Below are 18307 nucleotides of genomic sequence, written 5' to 3'. Positions count from 1 at the left end.
CTTAAAAATTTACTGTTAAACCAAATGAGATAGTTTTCATAACTCCATAAACATTTAATGACTGACCATTATTTGTTCTTGAACCTAAATTGCTTAATCTTGGATCCATACCTTTTCTGTCAGACCATAATGCTAAATTAGTTCCCATTAAACTAAATTTAGTAGATGAAATTCCAAGATCTTGTAATTTGCTATTTTTGAAATCATAAGATATAGAAACATCTTGTAAGCTGATGTAATCTGATTTTGCTAAGAAATAATCAGAAGACGCCATTTGATATTGAGAAATATGGTCAATTCTTGGCATATCTGAATTCGGATTATCAACTGACCATGATTTAGCTATGTCTTTATGGTAGTTTTGACCTACATTATCGTCACCTGAACTTAAAGCACTTTGGTAAACACCATCATACATATATCCTCCAACTTGGTATGCAAAACTTGCTTGGAATGTGATGTTTTTAAATCTGAACATAGTTCCGAAACCACCATATACATCTGGATTTGCGTCTTTATCACTTAAGTACTGAGTTGCATTTCCGTAAACGTTTGTTGTTGTTTTACCAGTTACGTTTCCTGAAGCATCTTTTACATCCATGTACCATAGAGCGTCTCCATTAGTTTTGTCTACACCTGCAAATTCTCTTAGGAAGTAAGCATATGCAGGAGCTCCAACTTCAAATCTAAAGATACCACTTGTAAAAGGACTTGGTAATGAAGTTACTTTATTTTTATAATGCGTTGCATTAGCCCAAATGTTAAAGTCGATATCTTGTGTTTTGATTACATCAACACCTAAGTTAACCTCAATTCCTTTGTTAGACATGTCACCAATGTTTTCAGTAACAAACGGAATTCCAGTTGCTGGTGCATAAGGACGGTTATATATTAAATCACTTACATTTCTTTCGAAATATTCAGCTTCAAGGTTCACTCTGTTGAATAATTCAACTTCGAATCCAATGTTTAAGTTTTTAGATTTCTCCCATTTAATCTTTTTGTTTCCTTCATATACAGTAACTACACTCGCGTTTCCGTCTGCATCAGGTAAAATCTCATATTGTGTTTGGTATGCATAGTAGTTTCTTTCACTTCCAAAGTAGCTACGGCTGCTGATTCTTGTAGAAGAAGGGTAGTAGATATTATCATTTCCTTGTTCTCCATAACTTCCTTTAATTCTTAAGTCAGTGATCCATTTAGTTTGAGGAAAGAAAGATTCTTTCGTTACAGACCATGCTCCTCCAAATCCGTAGAAATTACCCCATCTGTTTTCTGGTGCGAATACTGATGATCCATCTCTTCTGAAACTACCATTTACAAAATATTTGTTTTTGTAGCTATAATTTAATCTAGAGAAGAAGCCTTCTACTTTGTATATGTCATTGTAACCATCTAAATAAGAAAATCTAGTTGCATTACTAACTACTGGTAAACCTGGTATTACAACACCTGTTTTTTGTCCAGTCAACATTTTTGATGTGAAATCTGAAGACTCGTGTCCAACAAGTATATCAAGTGAGTGTTCTCCAAAAGATTTTTTCCAAGATAATAATTGTTGGTTTGTAATAGTATAATCATCTTTAGATGCTGTTCCTATACTACCGTTTACCCCTTGGTCATCTCCACCAATTCCTGTTGTGCTATTTACATAGTATCCAGACATTAAGTCATAACCAAGATTGTATCTGAAGTTAAAATCTTTAAAGAAGTCGATAGATATGTAACCTCTAGCTCCAAATTTGTTTTCTTGATTTAAATTTGTATTTAATAATGTAGTTCCGTAAGGATTTAAGTTGAAACCATAAGGACGATCTCCAGATTGGTTAAAGTCATATACTTTCTCTCCTACTTTGTTCGTTACAATGTTTCCAGCCTCATTTCTAAGGTAAACAGGATAAATTGGAGCTATATTTCTTGCCCAGCTAAATAAGTTGCTGTATGTACCAGAACCTACTTGTGATATTGGTGCATTCTGATTAGAGTTTGCATAGTTAAGGTTGGCTCCTGCTTTAATTTTATCAGTAATCGTATAGTCAACATTAGATCTTAAAGTTACACGTTTAAAGTTTGAGTTAATTGTGTATCCATTATCAGATAGGTAACCTACAGATAAGTAAGAATTAAGTTTTTCTGAGCTACCCGCTAAGCTTAAAAAGTGCTCAATTCTTGTATTGTCGTTAAATAATGTTTTTTCCCAATTATCATGATATAATAATTGTGCATTAGGATTTAGTTGTCCTGTAGCTGGATCTATTACTTGATCGTTTGCTACGTTGTAATTATTATACCCTAGTGAATAAGATGGGTTCCCACTGATTAAATTTTTTGATGCAGTTGCTGATGCTACCGCAGGAGTTTTTCCTTGAAAAATTAGACCATTTCTGATTCTTCCATAGGCAGCTTCGTAGTATTGCCCTGGATCAGTAATCATGTCGTATTCCGGAACAGCTCTAGAGTTAACTCCTATTTTTCCTTCGTAAGTAACTTTTAGTTGACCTTTTTTACCTTTTTTAGTTGTAACAATGATTACACCATTTGCTCCTCTACTTCCGTATAATGCATTAGATGATGCATCTTTTAAGAAACTGATAGACTCGATATCTTGAGTTGCTATAGCGTTTATATCTCCGTTATATGGAAAACCATCTACAACATACAAAGGTGCATTAGAAGATGAGATAGATCCAATACCTCTAAAACGTACTTGAGGCGCATCTCCAGGTTGTCCTGAATTTGCTTGGATTTGTACACCTGCAACTTTACCTGTTAAAGATTGAATTGCGTTAGATGCTTGTGTGTTTTCTAATGCTTTTGCATCAATTTTTGCAACAGCTCCTGTTATAGCTTCTTTCTTTTGTGTTCCAAAAGCTACAACCACCACGCCTTCAAGTTCCATTGCATCTCCCACTAACTTTGCGTTAACAACAGAAGATGTAGCTGGCTGTTCTTTACTTTTCATCCCAATGTAAGTGAAAAGAATAATTTGATTAGGCGACGCTTTAATTGAGTATTTCCCGTCGAAATCTGTTTGTGTTGCATTTTTTGTTCCCTTAACAGTTACAGTAACCCCTGGGATCGGCATTCCTGTGTCATCAGAAACAATTCCTGAAACAACTTTTTCTTGCGCAAAATTTAATTGCGCCATTAGTACCAATAGCAGTACTAAGAATCCATTGAATTTTAGTTTCATTTTTAAATATTTTGAATTAGTTTGACAAAAATCTTAATAATTTGTTAATCTTCCTAATGAATTTGCCTGCTTTTATCCGAAATATGTAAATAAACAAAACATTTCTTGTTAAAAAATCAATTTTTCAGTGATTTGGAATCTCTATATTAGAGGTAAAATCGTTAAATTTATAAAAATATTTAAATTTTTTGATAGCTTTTTTTTTGTTTTTCGGTTTTTTTGACCATAATAAAAGAAAAAAATAAAAGTAATTTTTGCGGTTGATTTTTGAGAGAATAAATGTGTTTTTTTCTTTAAATATTCAAAAAACACATAGATAATGGGGGATGAGGACACTTTTAGATGTAGGTTTTTTGTCTTAAAATCGTAAAATTAAGGCTTGATTACTTTAGTTTTTGTATTCTATAAAAGCTAATGTTACGAGATTGTTTTGTTTGTAATGCTAGTGTTATTAATTTGTTTTTTGAAGTGTCTTTTTATTATTATTATTATTATTATTATTATTATTATTATTGAAAATATTATTAAAAATTAGTGTTACAGAAGCTGCATTTATTATTTGCGAATCTGTATCCCTTGGAAGATACTCATTGGCATAGGTCAATTCTATTTGTATGTCATCTGTAAATAAATATCCTGCTCCTAAGTTTAGTCTATTGCGGTCAAAGAAACTCAACCCAGTAATTTTTGCATCTGATTTGAAGAAAATTTCATCAGAAGCTATTGCATAAACAACGCCTTCACGTAGTACTTTACTGTTTATTGGTTTTAGATATTTAATTTGTTGACGATATCTATATATGTCTTGATATTTACCGTTTTCATCTCTTATATATCGGAGTTCTATTCTCATTCTTGTGCTGAGTGTATATCCTATCTTATGAAAATAGTAAGTGCCTTGTAATGCAAACCTCCATTCAGGAGATTTAAATTGTCCTATTTCAGGAACATCTTTGTTGTCATAATAGGCTAAAAAGCTAGATAGTTTCCACCGAGGACTTAAGTAGTAGTGTCCCCAAGTTCTAAAAGCTTTCTGGGTGTTTGTGTGGAAAATTTGAGAAGAAGATTCTGTGCTGCTGTAGGTATTGTCAAGATTTAGTTCAAGGGACCATTTTTCATTTATAGTTCTGTTGAATTGAATCTCGCTCCAGAATTGATTATATGTAGAAGTTTGTCCATGACTTATACTTGTAATTAGAAATATTACAAGTATAAATATGACTTTTTTTGTTGGAATGTTACGAATAGAATTGGAATGCATAAAAAATTATTTATAATCATTTATTTACCCTCTAATCTTATGTGTTGGTTTTATTTTCTTTGGCGGACAGCCTCATATAAAAAAGCTCCACAAGCAACAGAAACGTTTAGAGATCCTATTGTTCCAAACATTGGAAGTTTTGCTTTTTCATCAACTATTTTTAATACCGATGGATTGATACCTCGATCCTCAGATCCCATTATTATAGCGACAGCTTCATTTAATGAAACGTCATAAATGTTTTGATCGGTTTTCTCGGTTGCAGCTACAGTTTTTATGCCTGAACCTTGTAGGTAAAATATAGCATCTTTTATGTGTTCTACTTTACAAATAGGTACATTAAATACCGCTCCGGCAGATGTCTTAACAGTGTCTCCGTTAACTGGGGCTGAGCCTGATTTCTGAACGATGATCCCGTTTACGCCAGTACACTCTGCTGTTCTGATAATGGCACCAAAATTACGGGCGTCAGATATTTGATCTAAAATTAAAAATAGGGGAGTACTTCCTGAAGCAACAGTTGAATCTACCAAATGTTCTAATTCAATAAAACCAATTGGTGATATTGTTGCGACTGCACCTTGGTGATTATTAGGGGTTAATCTGTTTAGCTTTTCAACAGGAACATATGAAAAATTTATGTTGGCGCGTTTCATCACTTTCATTAAATCTTTCATCAGTTCACCTGATATTTCTTTTTGTATGAAGACCTTGTCGACTTCTTTTCCTGATTGTATTGCCTCTATGATGGCTCTAATTCCGAATATTTGATGTTCTTTTTCCATACGGCAAATATAGTTATTATGTTCATATAAAAAAAAACCACTCTGAACGAACAGAGTGGCTTAATTATGATAACTAAGATGAAAAATTAGAATTTATCCCAGAAAAGTTTTGTTGTTAATAAATCTCCACCGATAGCATCAGAAGCTGCTTTCCAGTTTGTGTTATTAACTTGTTGTTCAAGTACTGGGTATGTCATTCTTACTGGAACCTTACCGCCTGCATTAGTAATAGCAGTAGGAGGTGCTGCTAAAACAGGATAGTCTAATCTTCTGTAGAAATTCCAAGAAGTTAACGCCTGATTAAACATAGCAACCCAAGCTTGTTCACCAATAGATTGTTTCCAATTAGCAGCATCGTATGGTTTTGATGCAAGATAAGCTGTGGCTTCAGCTGCTGTACCGCCCCACTCTAAGATTGAAGTTGTAACTGCTGCGTCATAATAAGGCGCTGCTGCTGCTGGTGAAGTCCATCTAGCATTTGCTTCAGCAATATAGAAAGCAACTTCAGTATAGTTTAATAATATTCCAGGAGTTGCTGGAGTGGAAGCAAATGTGCCAATATGTGAAAATGCATCAAAAGCTCCACCTTGTCCAACTACTTGACCTACATAAGTACCATCTTCAGTCTTTTGATAGTATTTACCTATTCTAGGGTCATTCGATGTATTCATATAGTCAATTAATGGTTTAGCAGCAAAGAAATCATCTCTACCACTTGCAACCACGTTTTCGTATATCGGGTTGAAATTTGGAGATGCAGCTAGGTATTGAAATTGACAATTGTCAGCAGTAGATGTCATTACGCCAGCAGCTATTGCTGAAAGGGCTGTAGTTTGAGCTAATGCAGGGTTTTCGTCAGCTATGGCAATACCAAGTTTTAATTTTATTGAGTTAGCGAAAATTATCCATTTTGCAATTCTTCCACCATAATATTTATCACCTTCTGTAAAAGTAGGAAAGCCTGTTGCGCTAACATCTAAATTTGTTATGTCGGTATTGATTCTAGTAATTAAATCTTTATAAATTGTAGATGCGTCATCATATGCTGGTAATGGATAAGCAATAAGGTTTGCAGCTTGAGTATAAGGAATATTACCAAAAGTATCAACTAAAAGCTGGTATGTGTATACCTGCATAATGTCAATTATAGCTAGTTGATTCTTTTTGTTTTTTGGCCATGCTGGAGCTTCAGATATAGTAGGTACGTAAGCATTGATTAGTTCTTTTGCTTTGCCTAAGTTGTTCAGTACATTTACATAGTTATCTGTGTAAATTTGATTAGAAACATTTCTGTTAGTAAAGTCGTAATTACTTTCGTTTACATATATTGCTTCTTGCCAATACTGCATTGTTAGTCTGAAATTATTTTCATTTACGTTAGGAGTGCTTATGTAATCACTTAATTCTTTTTGAGCGTAATTAATAAGAGATCCAGGAACGGTAGTGTAGGCACTATTAGGGTCTGTGTTTATGTCGTCACTAACACAAGCTGTCATTGACAGACCTATAGTTAGTATTGCTATGATTTTTTTCATTTTCATTTTTTTTAAAAATTAAGTTTGACGTTAAAAGAAATATTTCTTGTTGACGGCATAGGACCTGATTGGTATCCTTGAGTATTACCAGAAGATAATCCTGCTTCTGGATCAGAATAAGGTACGCTTTTATCTATTATCCATAGATTGTTTCCTATTAAGCTAAATGAAGCTCCTTTTATAGAATTTCCTAATAAACTTGTTGGGAAATTGTATGTAAATACTACCTCTCTTAATTTTACAAAACCTGCATCGTAAACAAATTGAGCTGTAGGAGGGTCAGTGCTTAAAACTTGACTAGATTGTGATCTGTCTAATCTTGTTGTATTTGTTACATATTGTGGTTGCCCATTTCCAGGTACATAAGCAGGATTTGCCATAACACCTTTTAGAACTTCACCACCACTATCTGCTCCATTAGTTTTTGGGTTTCTAATAGGGTTTCCTAAGTCATTATTTCCAACGGAATTTTCATAAATACCTGTTCCGTATCCGTAATATTGGTCAAGTGAGAATAGACTTCCGCCCTTTTTTACATCTATTAAGAAGCTAAAAGAAACGTTTTTGAAAGTAAATCTGTTGTTAATACCACCTGTCCAATCAGCTTGGTATGTTCCTAGTTCATTATCAGTAGTCGTAGATACTAAATAAGCTCCATTGTCAGCTATAATTCTATTACCTGATTGGTCAAGTACATAAGTAGTTCCCCAAATTGATCCATAGTCTTTATTAAGAGGTGCGTTGATACTAATACCACCTTGTAAAGAGTTGATCTGAATGTTTTCAATGCCTGGAGCTAACTCTGTAACTTTGGTGTTTGGGTTCGCCCAGTTAATATTAACATCCCAAGAAAAATTTGCTGTTTTAATAGGAGTGGCATTAAGAGATACCTCGAATCCTTTTGTTGTTAAGGTTCCTGCGTTTAGATTGTTGAATGGAGAACCGGTAGCTGTTGATACTGGTAAAGGTAAAATTTGGTCATAAGCTTTGTTTTGGAACCAAGCAACGTCAAATCCTAGTCTGTTATCTGCAAATTGCATGTTTAAACCTAATTCGATATTATCTAATTGTTGTGGTTTTAAGTTTGCATTTTTTGCAGTAGTATTATAAGAATAAGAAGGTGTACCAAATGGATTTCTTGCAGTATACGTGTTTATAAGTGTATTTGCTTGTGTGTCAGAACCTACTTGTGCATAAGCAGCTCTAAATTTACCAAAATTGATGAACTCAATATCTTTTAACCAATTTGAGAACACAACACTTCCTGATATTGCAGAATACCAATATGCGTTATTATCTACAGGTAAAGCTGATGATTCGTCTCTTCTTACCGAACCTTCTAAGTAATAAGTTCCTTTATAGCCTAATGTTGCTTGTGCAAATAAACCAAGGATTTCTTTTCTTGTTTTGATTGTTCTAGGTAATGTTATAGCAGATCTTGAATTAGAAATAGTGTATAATCCTGGGATATACAATCCTCCTGATGTTGATTGCTCTTCAGAGAAGTTATTTTGAACGTTAAAATTAGATCCTAAAATAAAGTTTAAGTTTAAGTCTTCAGCTAAGTCCTTTTTGTAGGTTGCTAAGAAATCATAATTTTGTTCGCTAAAATCATAAATGTTTAATAGGTAACCAGATGGTTGATTCACTGTGTTTAATCCAAGAGCAGTTGGGTATGAACCTACAGCGATTCTATCTTCAGTTTTCATGTTGAAACCATCAGTACCCATTCTACCCATTAAATTAATGCTTTTAGATACGTCATAGCTTATGCTTGCATTTGCAGCAAATCTCTTTCTGCTATCGTTGTTGTAATTCTGGTATCTTTGGAAATATGGGTTGTCCCAGAATGCAGGTCTAAGGTCAGTTCTACTTCTAATGTTCCAAGTATAATTCTGGTCTCCCATTTCATAAAGTGCTTTTTGCTCTTTGATGTCAACATTTGTAGGCCACCATTGTCTAAAACCAGCTATTTGGTTACCACCGTATCCAGTTGAGTTTCTGTTTCTTGTGTTTTGAGATACGTAAGTTGCATTGAATGTTGAACTTAACTTATCACTAAATTTATACGTAGCAGTACCGTTAAAGTTGTTTTTGCTTAGCAATGAATTTGGTAATACGTCAGTACTATTTGTGTTTGCGTATGTTAATCTGTAAGTCGCTTTATCTGAACCACCACTTAACGATATGTTATTTACAGTTGATGTTCCAGTTTCGAAGAATTCAATAGGACCGTTTTTGGCAGCCGTCCAAGGAGTCTTTTTGCCGAAATTTGCTGAACCAGGGATGAATGCGTCATATTGCCAAACATCTTCACCAGTGTATTTAGGACCATAAGAAGCATCTTCTCCAAATGCTGGCATGTTTGCTCCTAAATATGATGTAAAACTATCTTCTCCATAATATCCTTGACCGTATTCAGTTTGGTATTTAGGGAAGGTTTTTTTGTCTACAGTAGACATAGTGTAAGAAGAAGAGAATTCAACAGATAAGTCGTTTCTAGCTTTCCCTTTTTTAGTAGTAATAATGATAGCTCCATTTTGAGCTCTAGATCCATAAAGGGCAGTTGCTGCAGCTCCTTTTAGTACGTTAATGTCGGCGATGTTATTTGGGTTAATGTCTGATGCAGCATTTCCATAATCGTAACCACCTCTACCACTTTTTTGGTCTAATGAGTTGACGTTGCTGTTCAAAATTGGTACTCCATCAACTACAAATAAAGCTTGGTTGTCTCCAAGGATAGATTTAAATCCTCTAAGAACTACGTTTGTAGATCCTCCAAAGTTTGTTCCTTGTGTTACGCTAAGACCAGCAACTTTTCCTGATAAGTTGTTTACGAAGTTTCCAGTAGGTACAGTGCTTACTTGTTCGGCTGTTACTGATTGAGCAGAATAACCAAGAGATTTTTTTTCTCTTTTAATCCCTAATGCAGTAACTACTACACCCTCAAGTTCTACTGATGAACTTGATAATTTTGCGCTCACAGATGGTGAACTAGCTACAATTTCTTGAGTTTTCATCCCAATGTAGCTAAATACTAATATTTGACTTGGTGATGCTTTGATGGAGTATTTACCGTCAAAATCAGTTTGTGTTCCGCTTTTTGTTCCTTTAACTAATACACTCACACCTGGTAAGGGCATGCCTGTATTATCCGAAACAATACCTGAAACAACTCTCTCTTGCGCAAAAGTTAGTTGCGCCATTAGTACTAATAGTAGTACTAAGAATCCATTGAACTTTAGTTTCATTTTAAAATATTTTGAATTAGTCTGCCAAAAATCTTAATAATTTGTTAACTTTCCTAATAAATAAAACTTTTTTTTTGGTTTCAGTTAAAATTTAACATTATTATATATTTCATTAAAAATGTTATAATATTGAGATATGTGTAATTTTTCAGGCATTATTATAGGTTGATTTTTGTTATTTGTAATTAATGCAGGGGTATTTTTAGAATTTAACATTATATTGGATATTAAGTATGCTATTGTAAAATTTTATTCGATCTTCACTAGTGCTTCCGTTTGCAAGAGTTATTTGTAGCAGTCCGTTTCTTGTTAAAATACCTAGGCCTATTCCGATGCCGATTAAGTTATTTAATTTTTTTTTGTTCTCGGGTGTAGTTTTGTCTTGGTAAAGACCGTAGTCTGCAATGGTGTGTAGGTACAAGTTTGGTGTTGGTTGGTAGCGATATTCGGTTATTAGTAAATTGGTATTATTGGCTTGTAGGCTGTTTTCAGCAAAACCTCTTATAGAGTTAATTCCACCAAATCGATATAGTTCATTTGTTAGATATGTGTTGCTCCAGAGGTAGTAATTTTTACTTCTTATGTAAAAACTATTTTTAATATTTATATAAAAAATGTTAATTAAGTCAATATTGGCATAATGTTGTTTGTTCTCTTCTGAATCTTCAGTTGTGTTGTTTGTGTTTGTTCTTTTTCCGAGACCTGCAGTTATGTTAATATTGGTTTTGGTTGGGAAGATGAAATTTTCAGGAGTTGTTTTTTTGTATTCAAATGTAGCCGTTGTAAAGTGGTTTTTGTAGTCTTGAATTAGTGCGCTGTTTGTATTTTGAATGTCGCTCGATTCGGTTGATTGGTACCCTATATATAGGTGGGAATTGTATTTTATGTAATATCCTAAAGCGATAGCGGTTTTTGTGTTCTGAAAAATACTGTCTTGTTTAAAAATCTCTAATTCAGCTTTTAAGCTTGTTGGTGTTTTGAATAGGTAAGGTATTTCGATTTTGCTTTTGAAAGTTGTTTGTTTGTTTCCATCGCTTTTCCAGTATAGAGAAAATTGTTCTCCACTATGTAGGGTGTTTTCAAGGTTTATGTCAAGATATCCATTAAGAGTTATTTTTTTGTTTTCATCATTAGAAAAACCTATGTAGCCATCAAAAGTGTTGGATTTTCTTTTTTCGATATATATATAGATTTTGGTTGAGTCGTTTGAGAATAAAATTTCAGGAAATTTGCTTTGTTTTACAAAAGTGAATTTTTCAAAATCATTGTAGATTTCTGTAGTAGTTTCTTGGTTGAATGTTTTTCCAGTATATTTTTTTTTAATCTGTTTTAAGTGTCCTTTTGGAAAAATGTTTGATTGGTTGCTTTGTGTGTAGTTTAGTACAATCGAGTTTATTTCTCTCTTCTTTTCATTCTTAATAGAAATGTCTGCGTAAAGGGTATTTTTCTTTCGTTGAATATTTGTGAGTTTTAGTTTTGTAAATGCGTACCCTAAATGTTCAAGTTGGTTTATTTTTTTGTTTAAAAGAGATTCAATCTCTTCGTACCGAATGGTTATTATGTTGTTTATGGTGTTTGGAAATATGTTGTTAAGAATGGGTTTTTCTTTGTCTACATATATGTGTATGGAGTTTATTTTTTCTTTTAGGTTAAATTTTATTATAAAGGTGCTGTCGTTTATGCGGTTATTTGTGATTATTTGATTGTCAATAAAACCTTTTGATGTTAGATTTTTTGAGAATAATTCTATTTCATCAGTTAGTGACTTTGTTGTTTTGTGTTTTTTTAGATAGGGGATGGAGTCGATAGTTTTGTTTTCAAAATTGTTAGCTCCGTTTATTTTTAATTCAAAATGCTGTGCATAGCATTGTAAACTTAGAGAGGTTATTAGTAATAAAGACAGGAGTGTTTTCAATTTTAAAAGTGTTTTATTAAAAGTAATGCAAATATCTAATCTTTGGGATAAAAATCATAAGGTTAAATAATGTTATTGAAAATTAATGCATTAACGTTTGTATAGTGAAAAATATTTTATACATTTGCAACCCCGTAAAAAGCGGGAATTTAATATACATAATAAATTTTTAGTATTAATTATGCCAACAATTCAACAATTAGTAAGAACAGGAAGAACTCAGATAACTAAGAAGAGTAAATCGGTTGCTTTAGATTCTTGTCCTCAAAGAAGAGGGGTTTGTACGCGTGTTTACACTACTACACCAAAAAAACCAAACTCTGCAATGCGTAAAGTTGCGCGTGTACGTTTGACAAATGGTAATGAAGTAAATGCTTACATCCCTGGAGAAGGACACAATTTACAAGAGCACTCGATAGTATTAGTTAGAGGCGGAAGGGTAAAAGATTTACCAGGTGTTAGATATCATATCGTTCGTGGAGCGCTTGACACGTCAGGGGTTGCAGGAAGAACGCAAAGAAGATCTAAGTACGGTGCTAAACGCCCAAAAGAAGCAAAAAAGTAATTTAAACTTTTAAAAAAAAGACATGAGAAAAAGAGCGGCAAAGAAAAGACCACTTTTACCAGATCCGAGGTTTAATGACCAATTGGTAACGCGTTTTGTGAATAACTTAATGTGGGACGGTAAGAAATCTACAGCTTTTAAAGTATTTTATGATGCAATTGACATCATCGAATCTAAAAAGCAAGATTCAGAAAAATCATCATTAGAAATCTGGAAAGATGCTTTAACTAATGTTATGCCTCACGTAGAAGTACGTAGTCGTAGAGTTGGTGGAGCTACATTCCAAATTCCAATGCAAATCAGACCAGATCGTAAGATTTCTATGGCAATGAAGTGGTTAATACTTTATTCTAGAAGAAGAAATGAAAAATCTATGGCTCAAAGGTTAGCTTCAGAATGTTTAGCTGCGGCTAAAGAAGAAGGTGCTGCTGTTAAAAAGAGAATGGATACTCATAAAATGGCTGAAGCAAATAAAGCATTCTCTCACTTTAGATTTTAATTCATAAGAAATGGCTAGAGATTTAAAATATACAAGAAATATAGGGATTGCTGCTCATATTGATGCTGGTAAAACAACAACAACAGAGCGTATTCTTTTTTATACTGGTAAAACACATAAAATTGGTGAGGTGCATAATGGTGCTTCTACAATGGACTGGATGGAGCAAGAAGCAGAAAGAGGTATCACAATTACTTCTGCTGCTACTACTTGTGAGTGGAATTTTCCAACTCAACAAGGAAAGGTTTTGCCTGAAACATTGCCTTACCACTTTAATATTATTGATACTCCGGGACACGTTGATTTTACTGTAGAGGTAAATCGTTCTTTGCGTGTGCTTGATGGGTTGGTTTTCTTGTTTAGTGCTGTTGATGGTGTTGAGCCTCAATCAGAAACTAACTGGAGACTTGCTGATCAATATAGAGTTCCTCGTATGGGATTCGTTAATAAAATGGATAGACAAGGTTCTAACTTTTTGAATGTATGTCAGCAAGTTAGAGATATGTTAAAATCTAATGCAGTTGCGATTACTTTGCCAATTGGTGAAGAGAATGATTTCAAAGGTGTAGTTGATTTAGTGAAAAATCAGGCTATTATATGGCATGATGAAACTCTTGGAGCTACTTTTGATATTGTGCCTATCCCTGAGGATATGCTTGCAGAGGTAAAAGAATTTAGATCGATACTTATTGAGGCTGTTGCTGACTACGATGAGAATTTGTTGGAGAAGTTTATGGAAGATGAAGACTCAATTACTGAGGAAGAAATCAACAAAGCTTTAAGAGCAGCTACTATAGATATGGCAATCATTCCTATGCTTGCTGGTTCTTCTTTCAAAAATAAAGGAGTTCAGTTTATGTTAGATGCTGTATGTAAGTACTTGCCATCTCCAATGGATAAAGAAGGTATCGAAGGGATTCATCCTGATGATGTTGATTTATTAGAGGAGGATCAAACAAAAATTCTTCGTCGTCCAGATGTAAAAGAGCCATTCGCTGCTTTGGCATTTAAAATTGCTACAGATCCATTCGTGGGACGTTTAGCTTTCTTCCGTGCTTATTCAGGTCGTTTGGATGCGGGTTCATATATTTTGAATACGCGTTCTGGGAACAAAGAAAGAATTTCTCGTATCTATCAAATGCATGCTAATAAGCAAAATCCTATCGAATATATCGAAGCTGGGGATATTGGGGCGGCAGTTGGATTTAAAGATATTAAGACTGGGGATACTATGTGTGATGAAAAACACCCAATTATTCTTGAGTCAATGAAATTCCCTGCGCCGGTAATTGGTATTGCTATTGAGCCTAAAACTAAGGCTGACGTAGATAAAATGGGTATGGCTTTGGCGAAATTAGCTGAAGAGGATCCGACATTTACGGTTAGAACAGATGAGGCTTCAGGGCAAACTATTATATCTGGTATGGGTGAGCTTCACTTAGATATCTTGGTAGATCGTATGAAACGTGAATTTAAAGTTGAAGTGAACCAAGGTGAGCCTCAAGTTGAGTATAAAGAAGCGTTTACAAGAAGTGCAACACATAGAGAGACTTACAAAAAACAATCAGGAGGTCGTGGTAAATTCGGTGATATCGTATTTACACTTGAGCCAGCTGACGAAGTTGATGGTAAAGTTCCTGTAGGATTGCAATTTATTAATGCTGTAAAAGGTGGTAACGTTCCTAAGGAATATATTCCATCTGTAGAAAAAGGTTTCCGTGAAGCTATGAAAACTGGTCCTTTAGCAGGATACCAAGTAGATAGTTTAAAAGTGACTTTAACTGACGGATCTTTCCACCCTGTCGATTCAGATGCGCTTTCTTTTGAGTTAGCAGCTAGAATGGGGTATAGAGAAGTGGCTAAAGCTGCTGGGGCAATCATTCTTGAGCCAATCATGAAAATGGAAGTTATTACACCAGAAGAAAACATGGGGGATATCGTAGGTGATATCAACCGTCGTAGAGGTCAGGTTAATGACATGGGTGATAGAAATGGTGCTAAAACTATCAAGGCTGATGTGCCTTTATCAGAGATGTTTGGTTATGTAACAACATTGAGAACACTTTCATCTGGTAGAGCAACATCTACAATGGAATTTTCACACTACGCTGAAACACCTTCTAATATTTCAGAAGCAGTTATCAAAAAAGCAAAAGGAAACGCTTAATCTTTAAGAAAATGAGTCAAAAAATCAGAATAAAACTAAAATCTTACGATCACATGTTGGTAGATAAATCTGCTGAAAAGATTGTAAAAACAGTTAAGAGTACCGGTGCTGTTGTAACAGGTCCAATTCCGTTGCCAACACATAAAAAACTTTTCACTGTACTACGTTCTCCGCACGTTAACAAAAAAGCAAGAGAGCAATTCGAAGTAATGTCATATAAGAGATTAATTGACATTTATTCATCTTCATCTAAAACTATTGATGCTCTAATGAAACTTGAATTGCCAAGTGGAGTAGAGGTTGAGATCAAAGTTTAAGTAGTTCAAGAGTAAAAAAGGACGCTGCTTTTAGGCGAAAAATATTTTTTTTGGTTTGTGTGTAAATAAGTTATACTTTTGCACCTCTTAAAAAATAGGATTCGGTTTAAAAGCTGCGTTCTATATTTATATTTAATAATTAATAATTAATATTTATGTCTGGGTTAATTGGTAGAAAAATCGGCATGACAAGTATTTTTGATGAAAACGGGAAAAATATTCCTTGTACAGTAATCGAAGCTGGTCCATGTGTTGTTACCCAAGTCAGAACCAAAGGTGTTGACGGGTATGAAGCGTTGCAACTAGGTTTCGATGACAAAAACGAGAAACATTCCACAAAAGCGGCTTTAGGTCACTTTAAGAAAGCTGGAACTGTAGCTAAGAAAAAAGTCGTTGAATTCCAAGATTTCGCAACAGAGCAAAAATTAGGAGATCTTATTGATGTTTCTATTTTTTCTGAAGGAGAATTTGTAGATGTACAAGGTGTGTCTAAAGGTAAAGGTTTTCAAGGGGTTGTAAAACGTCACGGTTTTGGTGGTGTTGGTCAAGCAACTCACGGTCAACACAACCGTTTAAGAGCGCCAGGTTCTGTGGGAGCTTCTTCTTATCCATCTAGAGTATTCAAAGGAATGCGTATGGCTGGAAGAATGGGAGGAGACAATGTAAAAGTTCAAAACCTTAGAGTTTTAAAAGTAGTTGCTGAAAAGAACTTACTAGTTATTAAAGGATGTGTTCCTGGTCATAACAACTCTTATGTAATCATTCAGAAGTAATGGAAGTAAAAGTATTAGATTTCAACGGAAAAGATACTGGTAGAAAAGTTCAACTTTCTGATTCAGTATTCGCAATTGAACCAAATAATCACGCTGTATATCTTGATGTTAAGCAATATTTAGCTAATCAAAGACAAGGTACTCACAAAGCTAAAGAAAGAGCTGAAGTAGCGGGAAGTACACGTAAGATTAAAAAACAAAAAGGAACTGGTACTGCTCGTGCGGGTAGTATTAAAAACCCTTTGTTTAAAGGTGGTGGAACAGTTTTCGGACCAAGACCAAGAAGTTATTCATTTAAATTGAATAAAAACTTAAAGAGATTGGCAAGAAAATCTGCTTTCTCAATTAAAGCAAAAGAAGCAAGTATTGTTGTTTTAGAAGACTTTAATTTTGAAACGCCAAACACTAAAAATTTCATTAATGTTTTGAAAGCTTTAGGGTTAGAAAATAAAAAATCTTTATTTGTGTTGGGAGAGTCGAATAAAAATGTATATTTGTCGTCACGCAATTTAAAGGCTTCTAGTGTTGTAAGTAGTTATGAATTAAGCACTTATGCTATTTTGAACGCTAATAATTTAGTGCTTTTAGAGAGCTCTTTAGAGGTAATTGAAGAAAATTTAAGCAAATAATAGGAATATGAGTATCATAATTAGACCTATAGTAACTGAAAAAGTAACCAAGGAAAGTGAAGTTTTGAATCGCTTCGGTTTTGTTGTTGACAAAAAAGCAAATAAAGTTCAGATTAAGAAAGCTGTTGAAGCTGCTTATGGAGTAACTATTTTGAGTGTTAACACAATGAATGTAAGACCGGATAGAACTACAAAATACACAAAAAGTGGTTTGATCAGCGGAAAGACAAATGCAATCAAAAAAGCAATTGTTCAAGTACAAGAAGGAGAAACAATTGATTTTTACAACAATATCTAAGATAGAAAAATGTCAGTAAGAAAATTAAAACCTATTACCCCAGGTCAGCGATTTAGAGTTGTGAATGGTTATGACGCCATTACAACTGATAAGCCGGAACGCTCTTTGATAGCGCCGATAAAAAACTCTGGAGGTAGAAATAGTCAAGGAAAGATGACCATGCGTTATACGGGTGGTGGTCACAAGCAGAGATATCGTATTATTGATTTCAAACGTACAAAAGAAGGAATTCCAGCTACAGTGAAATCAATCGAATATGATCCAAATCGTACTGCATTTATCGCTTTATTAGCTTATGCTGATGGAGAGAAAACTTATGTTATCGCTCAAAATGGATTGAAAGTTGGTCAGAAATTAGTTTCTGGACCGGAATCTCAACCAGAAATTGGTAACACATTGCCTTTAAGCAGAATTCCTTTAGGAACTGTTATTTCTTGTATCGAATTGAGACCAGGACAAGGAGCTGTAATCGCTCGTTCTGCTGGAACATTTGCTCAATTAATGGCAAGAGATGGAAAATATGCTACAATTAAAATGCCATCAGGTGAAACAAGATTAATTTTGTTAACTTGTGCAGCTACAATTGGAGCAGTTTCTAATTCAGACCACCAATTAGTTGTATCTGGTAAAGCAGGTAGAACAAGATGGTTAGGAAGAAGACCTAGAACAAGACCTGTTGCAATGAACCCTGTTGATCACCCAATGGGTGGTGGAGAAGGACGTTCTTCTGGTGGACATCCACGTTCAAGAAATGGAATACCAGCTAAAGGTTATAGAACTCGTTCTAAGAAAAACCCGAGTAACAAGTATATCGTAGAACGTAGAAAGAAATAATAAGATATGGCACGTTCATTAAAAAAAGGACCTTTCGTTCATTATAAGTTAGACAAGAAAGTTCAGGAAAACGTAGAAAGTGGTAAAAATGCAGTTGTAAAGACTTGGTCTAGAGCTTCAATGATTACTCCAGATTTCGTTGGACAAACTATCGCAGTTCATAACGGTCGTCAATTTGTACCAGTTTACGTAACAGAAAACATGGTAGGTCACAAATTAGGAGAATTTTCACCAACTAGATCTTTTAGAGGTCATGCTGGAGCAAAAAATAAAGGTAAAAAATAA

General features: G+C 34.2%; 15 protein-coding genes. 9 read left to right on the top strand and 6 right to left on the bottom strand.

Features of this window, described 5'->3' with window-relative positions:
* Position 1: 1 nt before the first annotated feature.
* From OA93_RS03495 to OA93_RS03470, 6 genes are all read right to left on the bottom strand, one after another.
* Positions 2–3193, bottom strand: a complete 3192-nt coding sequence (locus OA93_RS03495) for a SusC/RagA family TonB-linked outer membrane protein (protein ID WP_052259366.1) — start codon at positions 3191–3193, stop codon at positions 2–4.
* A 451-nt stretch (positions 3194–3644) separates the two neighbouring features.
* Positions 3645–4454, bottom strand: a complete 810-nt coding sequence (locus OA93_RS03490; RefSeq protein ID WP_052259365.1) for a DUF2490 domain-containing protein — start codon at positions 4452–4454, stop codon at positions 3645–3647.
* A gap of 50 nt (positions 4455–4504) precedes the next feature.
* A complete protein-coding gene (gene rlmB, locus OA93_RS03485) occupies positions 4505–5239 on the bottom strand; it encodes a 23S rRNA (guanosine(2251)-2'-O)-methyltransferase RlmB (RefSeq protein WP_039111744.1) in 735 nt (244 codons plus the stop codon).
* An 86-nt stretch (positions 5240–5325) separates the two neighbouring features.
* Positions 5326–6774 carry a SusD/RagB family nutrient-binding outer membrane lipoprotein gene (locus OA93_RS03480; protein ID WP_039111919.1) on the bottom strand — a complete coding sequence of 483 codons (1449 nt, stop codon included), beginning with the start codon at positions 6772–6774 and terminating at the stop codon, positions 5326–5328.
* Between the two features lie 11 nt (positions 6775–6785).
* Positions 6786–10025, bottom strand: a complete 3240-nt coding sequence (locus OA93_RS03475) for a SusC/RagA family TonB-linked outer membrane protein (protein ID WP_039111743.1) — start codon at positions 10023–10025, stop codon at positions 6786–6788.
* 202 nt (positions 10026–10227) lie between these two features.
* A complete protein-coding gene (locus tag OA93_RS03470) occupies positions 10228–11940 on the bottom strand; it encodes a ShlB/FhaC/HecB family hemolysin secretion/activation protein (protein ID WP_039111742.1) in 1713 nt (570 codons plus the stop codon).
* Between the two features lie 181 nt (positions 11941–12121).
* On the opposite strand from OA93_RS03470, the gene rpsL reads away from it, so the two are divergent.
* The 9 genes from rpsL to rpsS all read left to right on the top strand — a co-directional run bounded on the left by rpsL (position 12122) and on the right by rpsS (position 18307).
* Positions 12122–12505 carry a 30S ribosomal protein S12 gene (rpsL, locus tag OA93_RS03465; RefSeq protein ID WP_007136570.1) on the top strand — a complete coding sequence of 128 codons (384 nt, stop codon included), beginning with the start codon at positions 12122–12124 and terminating at the stop codon, positions 12503–12505.
* A 22-nt stretch (positions 12506–12527) separates the two neighbouring features.
* Positions 12528–13004: a 30S ribosomal protein S7 gene (gene rpsG / locus OA93_RS03460; RefSeq protein WP_007803600.1), complete on the top strand. Its 477-nt coding sequence runs from the start codon at positions 12528–12530 to the stop codon at positions 13002–13004.
* Between the two features lie 10 nt (positions 13005–13014).
* Entirely contained in the window at positions 13015–15171 is a 2157-nt protein-coding gene (gene fusA / locus OA93_RS03455; RefSeq protein ID WP_039111741.1) for an elongation factor G, read from the top strand.
* Positions 15172–15182: 11 nt separating this feature from the next.
* Complete coding sequence (rpsJ, locus tag OA93_RS03450; protein ID WP_011963470.1) at positions 15183–15488, top strand: 30S ribosomal protein S10; 306 nt, start codon at positions 15183–15185, stop codon at positions 15486–15488.
* A gap of 155 nt (positions 15489–15643) precedes the next feature.
* A complete protein-coding gene (gene rplC, locus OA93_RS03445) occupies positions 15644–16261 on the top strand; it encodes a 50S ribosomal protein L3 (RefSeq protein WP_035619642.1) in 618 nt (205 codons plus the stop codon).
* On the top strand, positions 16261–16890 hold the full coding sequence (gene rplD, locus OA93_RS03440; protein ID WP_039111740.1) for a 50S ribosomal protein L4: 630 nt from the start codon (positions 16261–16263) through the stop codon (positions 16888–16890). Before rplC ends, rplD begins: the two co-directional genes overlap by 1 nt.
* 7 nt (positions 16891–16897) lie before the next feature.
* Positions 16898–17188 (top strand): 50S ribosomal protein L23, encoded by a 291-nt coding sequence (rplW, locus tag OA93_RS03435; protein WP_039111739.1) that lies wholly within the window; start codon positions 16898–16900, stop codon positions 17186–17188.
* 9 nt (positions 17189–17197) lie between these two features.
* The gene (gene rplB, locus OA93_RS03430; RefSeq protein ID WP_035619640.1) at positions 17198–18022 is read left to right on the top strand and encodes a 50S ribosomal protein L2; all 825 of its coding nucleotides are present in this window, start codon (positions 17198–17200) and stop codon (positions 18020–18022) included.
* Between the two features lie 6 nt (positions 18023–18028).
* The gene (gene rpsS, locus OA93_RS03425; protein ID WP_008464288.1) at positions 18029–18307 is read left to right on the top strand and encodes a 30S ribosomal protein S19; all 279 of its coding nucleotides are present in this window, start codon (positions 18029–18031) and stop codon (positions 18305–18307) included.

This window comes from Flavobacterium sp. KMS (assembly GCF_000813005.1).
Classification (GTDB): domain Bacteria; phylum Bacteroidota; class Bacteroidia; order Flavobacteriales; family Flavobacteriaceae; genus Flavobacterium.
Note: the sequence above shows the minus strand (reverse complement) of the source record. Positions and strands in the feature narration are given on the sequence as shown.

Bases quoted from the DNA above. Each gene is read 5' to 3' on its own strand.
- OA93_RS03495 (WP_052259366.1), bottom strand. From the start codon at position 3,193: ATGAAACTAAAATTCAATGGATTCTTAGTACTGCTATTGGTACTAATG.
- rpsG (WP_007803600.1), top strand. From the start codon at position 12,528: ATGAGAAAAAGAGCGGCAAAGAAAAGACCACTTTTACCAGATCCGAGG.
- rplC (WP_035619642.1), top strand. From the start codon at position 15,644: ATGTCTGGGTTAATTGGTAGAAAAATCGGCATGACAAGTATTTTTGAT.
- fusA (WP_039111741.1), top strand. From the start codon at position 13,015: ATGGCTAGAGATTTAAAATATACAAGAAATATAGGGATTGCTGCTCAT.
- OA93_RS03480 (WP_039111919.1), bottom strand. From the start codon at position 6,774: ATGAAAAAAATCATAGCAATACTAACTATAGGTCTGTCAATGACAGCT.
- rplB (WP_035619640.1), top strand. From the start codon at position 17,198: ATGTCAGTAAGAAAATTAAAACCTATTACCCCAGGTCAGCGATTTAGA.
- OA93_RS03490 (WP_052259365.1), bottom strand. From the start codon at position 4,454: ATGCATTCCAATTCTATTCGTAACATTCCAACAAAAAAAGTCATATTT.
- OA93_RS03475 (WP_039111743.1), bottom strand. From the start codon at position 10,025: ATGAAACTAAAGTTCAATGGATTCTTAGTACTACTATTAGTACTAATG.
- rpsS (WP_008464288.1), top strand. From the start codon at position 18,029: ATGGCACGTTCATTAAAAAAAGGACCTTTCGTTCATTATAAGTTAGAC.
- rplD (WP_039111740.1), top strand. From the start codon at position 16,261: ATGGAAGTAAAAGTATTAGATTTCAACGGAAAAGATACTGGTAGAAAA.
- rpsL (WP_007136570.1), top strand. From the start codon at position 12,122: ATGCCAACAATTCAACAATTAGTAAGAACAGGAAGAACTCAGATAACT.
- rplW (WP_039111739.1), top strand. From the start codon at position 16,898: ATGAGTATCATAATTAGACCTATAGTAACTGAAAAAGTAACCAAGGAA.
- rpsJ (WP_011963470.1), top strand. From the start codon at position 15,183: ATGAGTCAAAAAATCAGAATAAAACTAAAATCTTACGATCACATGTTG.
- rlmB (WP_039111744.1), bottom strand. From the start codon at position 5,239: ATGGAAAAAGAACATCAAATATTCGGAATTAGAGCCATCATAGAGGCA.